Raw genomic sequence first — 6,166 nt, forward strand, 5'->3', positions numbered from 1 at the left:
CGCGCTCAGGCGCCCCAGCCGGCCTGCTGTCCGCTGACGCGCTCGGACGCGATCTGCTCCTGCCAACCGGAAGCGGCATACGCGGCGACCGGGTCGGGGTGCAGCCCCTGTTCCTCCCGTACCTCCCGCAGCAGCGGTCGGACGTCGGTGTTGTAGGCATCCATCAGCACGGCATTCGCGGCGAGGACGTCACCGGAGAGCTGCGTGGCGGCGAGCGCGTCGGGGTCGACGAGGAGAGCCTTGGCGGTGGCCTCCTGGACATTCATCACGGACCGGATGACAGCGGGAAGCTTGGCCTCGATGTTGTGGCACTGGTCGAGCATGAAGGCCACATTCCTGGAAGCGTCCAGGCCGCCGTTCTTGGTGACCTCGTGCATGATCCGGAACAACTGGAAGGGGTCGGCGGACCCGACCATCAAGTCGTCGTCGGCATAGAAGCGCGAGTTGAAGTCGAAGCCGCCGAGCTTCCCCTCGCGCAGCAGGAAGGCAACGATGAACTCGATGTTGGTGCCCGGCGCGTGGTGGCCGGTGTCCACGACGACCTGCGCCCTGGGGCCAAGTCGGAGGCAGTGGGCGTACGACGTCCCCCAGTCCGGCACGTCGGTGGTGTAGAACGCCGGCTCGAAGAACTTGTACTCAAGCAGGATCCGCTGGCCCTCGCCGAGTCGCTCGTACACCTCGGCCAAAGACTCCGCGAGCCGGTCCTGGCGGCCGGTGATGTCGTCCTGGCCGGGGTAGTTGGTGCCGTCGGCGAACCACAGCTTCAGATCCGTCGATCCCGTTGCGTCCATGATGTCGACGCACTCCAGGAGGTGATCGACGGCTCTGCGGCGCACCTTCGCATCCGGGTGACAGACGCTGCCGAGCCGGTAGCCGTCGTCCTGGAAGGTGTTGGAGTTGATCGCGCCCAGCTCCAGACCGCGCTCCCCGGCATAGGCAGCGAGAGCCGCGTAGTCGTCCACCCGGTCCCACGGGATGTGCAAGGACACCTTCGGCGCGACACCGGTGAACTCGTGCACCTTCGCAGCGTCATCCAGCTTCTCCCACGGCGTCCGCGGGACACCCGGCTGGGAGAACACCTTGAAGCGGGTGCCGGAGTTTCCGTAGCCCCAGGAAGGGGTCTCGATCCTCTGGGACTTGAGCGCAGCCTTCACAGCGTCCCGTACGACAGTCATTGGCAACCTCAAAACCAGAGCCGTGCTCTACGCATCGGTGTTTGAATCGTTTCATTAATAATGAAGCACGCAGTGTGCCGCTAGTCAAGACACTGTGTTCGGTCTGGTTGAAAGGATTCATTCCAACGCGAGGTGCTGGCTTAGGATGACGTTCCTACGGAATCGAGCAGAACGGACGTCGTCAGTGATCGGCATCAAGGAGGTGGCGCGTCAGGCAGGTGTATCTGTGGGCACGGTCTCCAACGTCCTGAACAGGCCCGACCGCGTCTCGCCTGAGGTGCGGGCTCGTGTCCACGCCGCGATCGACCTTTTGGGGTATGTCCGGAGCGAGTCGGCGCGACAGCTGCGTGCCGGCAGGAGCCGCATGCTCGGACTGCTGGTCATGGACACCGGCAACCCCTTCTTCGCCGTTCTCGCACAAGGCACCGAACGCGTCGCCGCCGAGGCGGACCTCGGCGTGATGGTGTGCAACAGCGCGGAGAGCACGTCGGCCGAACAGGCATACCTGTCACTCTTCGTCGAGCAGCGCCTCCGCGGTGTCCTGTTCGCTCCGGTTGCCTCGCACGGTGAGCCTTGGGCGGCGCTGCGACGCGCGAACATTCCGTTCGTCGTGGTCGACCGGGCGGTCGATGAGCAGACGGCCTGTTCAGTGGCGGCCGACGACGAACTGGGGGGCCTGCTCGCGGGCAGGCATCTGATTGCCGGTGGTCACCAGCGCATCGCCTTCGTGCGCGGCCCCGAGCATCTGCAGCAGGTAAGAGACCGGCGCCAAGGGCTTGCCCGCGCGGTTCAGGAAGCGGGCCTCGACGCCGACGCGATCGTGGACATCCCGGCCGACAGGCTCGACGTCGCCGCCGGCAGGGACGCCGGGGCCCGGCTCATCGGCCTCGCTCCCCGCCCGACGGCCGTCTTCTGCGCGAACGACCTGATGGCCTTGGGCGTCATGCAGACGGCCTTCGACGCGGGCGTGCGCGTCCCGGACGACCTCGCCGTCGTCGGCTACGACGACATCGAGTTCGCGGAGGCGAGCCTCATCCCGCTGACCTCGGTACGCCATCCGGCAGCGGAGATCGGCCGCCTCGCCGCGCAACTCCTGCTACAGGAGATCGAGGGATTCGACGCGGCCCCTGAGCACCAGCACACCGGCATCGTGCTCCAGCCCGAGCTAGTCGTACGCAGGTCGAGCACGCCGCGGTCCTGAGTGCAGAGGGCCCTGCGTGGGCCGGCTGCCACCACGGCGGCCAGTCGGCCGAAGACTGCCCGTACGGCCAGAGGCATGCCGGTCGGCAGCGGCAGGGCGATGCGGCTCGAGAGGGCTCAGCACGGCTGCTTTCTGCTCACCGGGCCCCGCGCGGGAGTCCCTCGGCGATGTCCTCGAGATCGCCTCGCACGGGGTACGGGCGGATCAGCCTCGGCGGTGCCCCGGCCGCGACGCGTACGGCGTCGCCCGGGAGCCGTCCACGCCTACTTCGAGGCGGCCGATCTTTTCGATCTCAACGACGACGCGGTCCCGGTGGCTGAGCGGGCCGACTCCGGCCGGTGTTCCTGTGGCGATCACGTCGCCGGGGTGCAGGGTCATCACCGAGGAGGCGTAGGCGACCAGTTCCCGCACACCGAAGATGAGGTACTCGGTGTTCGTGCTCTGCCGGGTCTCGCCGGCCACGTCGCACCGCAGGTCCAGCCGGTCGGGGTCGGCGATCTCGTCGGCGGTGACGATCCAGGGGCCGATGGGGGTGAAGGTGTCGAAGGACTTTCGAGTGGAGCGGTCCTCGCCGGAGCGGACGGTGATGTCCAGCAGGCAGGTGTAGCCGAAGACGTGGTCGAGGGCCTTCTCGGCACTGACGTGCGAGGCGGTCCGGCCGATGACGACGGCCAGTTCGCCTTCCTGGTCGGTGCGGATGTCGGAGTAGGGCAGGACGATGTCCTGGTCCGGGCCGATCACGGATGAGTTGGCCTTCAGGAAGACGCCCAGGTCGGCGATGGAGGTGGGGTAGTCCATCTCGGCTTTGTGGTCGAGGTAGTTGACCGGCGCGCCGATGATCTTGCCGGGGCGCGGAAGCGGGGCCTCCAACTGCACGTCGGTGAGTGCCAGCCGGGGCCCGTCGGCCGGGTTGAGCACCGGACCGGAGACGTGGGACAGCGCTTCGATGTACAGCTGAAGTACACCGGCCGGACCGGTGGGGGAGTGGGTGACCTGGTCGGTCACGTCGGTGATGGTGTCGCCCTCGACGATGCCGAGGCGACCGTTGTCGAACAGGGCCAGACGCATTGTGGCCTCCTTGGTGGTGTGGGAAAGCGGGGGAGTGGTCAGGCGTCGGGGTCGGCGCTCTCGCTGCGGTAGAGGCCCAAGGACCGCATCACGGGTTCGTCGCTGTACGAGAACAGGACCGCGTCGCCGGACGTCGAGGTGTTCAGGTGCCGGTAGGAGGCCCAGCCCGGGATGGCGAAGGTGTCGTTCTCCGTCCAGTCCAGGCGCTTGCCGTCCACGATGGTGGCGCCTTCGCCGCGGACGACGCTGAAGATGGTGGAGGCGGTGTGGCGGCGGCCTGCCCCCTTGAAGCCCGGTCGCAGCCGTTGGATCCGGCAGGCGATGGTGGGCATGACCGGGCCGCCGGTCCAGGGGTTGGTGTACTCCAGGACGATCCCGTCGACGTCGCTGCCGTCGGCAGTGTCGGCAATGGCCTCCAAAGCCCGGCTGGTCTCCTGCCAGGTGTAGCGGGTGATGGGCGAGTTGGGCCCCTCGGGGGTGATCCAGGAGGGAGTCAGGCGGCCGTGGAGAAACTGCCGGCTGCCTCCGTCGTCGGGATGGGCGACGGGTTGGAGCCGCTGCGGGTACTTCTCGTAGAAGCCCGCTTCCAGTGCGTTGACCAGGGGGTAGTCCAGGGCGTCGAGCCAGATCATCGGCGCGTCACCTTCGTGGGTGTGGTCGTGCCAGTGCCATCCGGGGGTGAGGAGCAGGTCGCCGGGGGCCATGAAGACGCGCTCGCCGTTGACAGTGGTCCAGGCGCCGTCGCCTTCCAGGATGAAGCGGAAGGCGTTGGAAGTGTGGCGGTGGGCCTGGGCGGTTTCGCCGGGCAGGATGATCTGCAGGCCGGCGTAGAGGGTGTTGACCGTGGCGGGCGGATCGGTGAGCCCGCGGTTGACCAGCATGAGGACCCGGCGTTCGGCCTCGTCCAGAGACAGGGTCCGAGAGAAGTGCAGCAGGTGAGGCCGCAGCTCCTTCCAGCTCCACCGGTAGGGGACGGCCTTGCTGCGGGGCTGGGCCGGGAACAGGTTGCCGTAGAACCGCCACAGCGGTGCGGCGCCGAGCTCATCGAGGGCTTTGTAGGCGGGGTCGTCGGTCATGGTGTCTCCTCGCGCTGGTTGTTCACAGGGTGGTTGCCGGCGGGCGATCGCCGGCGGGGGTCCATACCCAGGCGATGTCGTCGAAGTCCTCGGGAGTGCGGCCGGAAAGGAGCCGGTTACGGAGAAAGGCGCCCGCGCCGTCCAGGTGGCAGATCTCGCCGAAGCGTCGCGCGTTCGTCTGGATCGATGCAGCCCGCTCGGTACGCAGGGCGGCGTACGACGCGAACGCGTCCTCCGGGCGGTCGTGATCGCGCAGAGCGTGGCCGAGGGCCACAGCGTCCTCCAGCGCCTGACAGGCGCCCTGGGCCAGGTACTGCAGCATCGGGTGGGCGGCGTCGCCCAGCAGCACGATGCGGCCGTGCACCCAGTCGGTGATCGGGAGCCGGTCGAACAGTGGCCAGCGCCGGTCCCGGGCGACCAGTGGCAGGGCGTCACGCACGGCGTCGCAGGCCCCGGCGAACCGCTTCTCCAGTTCGGCCTCGGTTCCCCAGTCGTCGGAGTCGGGGTCGTAGTGGTCGCTCTCGAAGACGGCGACCTGGTTGTACAGCTCGCCGCGTCGCACGGGGTACTGAACGAGGTGCATGCGCGGTCCGGCCCACACGATGACCGACTCCGTCGTGGCGTGCTGCGCCATCGCCCCCGTCATGCTGGTGACGGGCAGGGCGCCGCGGTAGGCGACGTACCTGGAGCAGACGGGGGCGCCGTCGTTGACGAGGATCTGCCGGAGCCGGGAATGCAGGCCGTCAGCGGCCACTACTGCGTCCGCAGCAAGCTGCTGGGTGGTCTCGGCGAAGTGCAGGCGCACCTCCTCTTGCGTCTGGACCGCGTCGGTGACGGTCCGCCCGGTGTGCAGAGTGATCGACGGGTGTTCCTCGCAGGCGGCCAGCAGGGCGCCGTGGAGATCGGTGCGGTGGGTGACGAGATAGGGGTGCTTGAAACGGCTGCGGTAGGCGTCGCTGCGCAGGTCGAGAGCGGTGACCTGCTTGCCGGTGAGCGCGTCCATCATGACGAGCTGGGGCGGGGCGACGGCGGAGCGCTTCACGGCATCGAGAACGCCGAGTTCTTCCAGCGCCAGCGAGGCGTTCGGAGCCAGTTGGAGGCCGGCTCCGATCTCGCTGAACCGGGCAGCGCGCTCCACCACGTTCACGCGGTGGCCGGAACGGGCGATGGCGAGGGCGGCGGCCAGGCCGCCGATGCCACCGCCGACGACGGCGATGTGCAGGGGCGAAGTCGTCACGACAGGTGCCTCCTTGGGGCAGGGTCCGTCTCCCGACCTGGGGGTCTGTGTCGGGATCTTGGGTGTACGGGCCATCGGGGCAGGAGCGGGAATTCTTGGTGCGGGCCCACGCAGGGACCGGCGGGGGAGGGAGGGCGGTCAGCAGGCAGCGGCGGTGCTGTCGACGTGAATCAGGGCGCCCGTGCGGGCGCGGAGATGTTCGACGGTGACACCCGGGGCGGTCTCGACCAGGGCAAGGCCGCGGTCGGTGACGTCGAGGACACCGAGATCGGTGATGATCCGGTCGACGCACCCGCGGCCGGTGAGCGGGAGGGAGCACTCCCGGACGATCTTCGGGGTGCCGTCCTTGGCGGTGTGCTCCGTCAGAACGATGACCCTGCGCGGGGGGGGGGGGGGGGGGGGGGGGGGG

6 protein-coding genes are annotated in these 6,166 nt (G+C 68.6%); 1 reads left to right on the forward strand and 5 read right to left on the reverse strand.

Annotated features, from left to right (window positions below; translation table 11 throughout):
• Window positions 1-5: 5 nt before the first annotated feature.
• A complete protein-coding gene (gene rhaI / locus ACN6LM_RS10135) occupies window positions 6-1,175 on the reverse strand; it encodes an L-rhamnose isomerase (protein ID WP_445064972.1) in 1,170 nt (389 codons plus the stop codon).
• Between the two features lie 145 nt (window positions 1,176-1,320).
• On the opposite strand from rhaI, the gene ACN6LM_RS10140 reads away from it, so the two are divergent.
• Complete coding sequence (locus ACN6LM_RS10140; protein ID WP_445064980.1) at window positions 1,321-2,376, forward strand: LacI family DNA-binding transcriptional regulator; 1,056 nt, start codon at window positions 1,321-1,323, stop codon at window positions 2,374-2,376.
• 204 nt (window positions 2,377-2,580) lie between these two features.
• On the opposite strand, the gene ACN6LM_RS10145 is transcribed toward ACN6LM_RS10140, so the two are convergent.
• The 4 genes from ACN6LM_RS10145 to ACN6LM_RS10160 all read right to left on the reverse strand — a co-directional run.
• Complete coding sequence (locus ACN6LM_RS10145; RefSeq protein WP_445064973.1) at window positions 2,581-3,444, reverse strand: fumarylacetoacetate hydrolase family protein; 864 nt, start codon at window positions 3,442-3,444, stop codon at window positions 2,581-2,583.
• Between the two features lie 38 nt (window positions 3,445-3,482).
• A complete protein-coding gene (locus ACN6LM_RS10150) occupies window positions 3,483-4,520 on the reverse strand; it encodes a cupin domain-containing protein (RefSeq protein ID WP_445064974.1) in 1,038 nt (345 codons plus the stop codon).
• A 22-nt stretch (window positions 4,521-4,542) separates the two neighbouring features.
• Window positions 4,543-5,757, reverse strand: coding sequence for an FAD-dependent monooxygenase (locus ACN6LM_RS10155; protein WP_445064975.1), 1,215 nt, complete (start codon window positions 5,755-5,757; stop codon window positions 4,543-4,545).
• Between the two features lie 138 nt (window positions 5,758-5,895).
• A partial coding sequence (locus tag ACN6LM_RS10160) for a CoA-transferase (protein WP_445064976.1) occupies window positions 5,896-6,166 on the reverse strand: 271 nt, incomplete at its 5' end.

The organism is Streptomyces sp. SAS_281 (genome assembly GCF_052542855.1).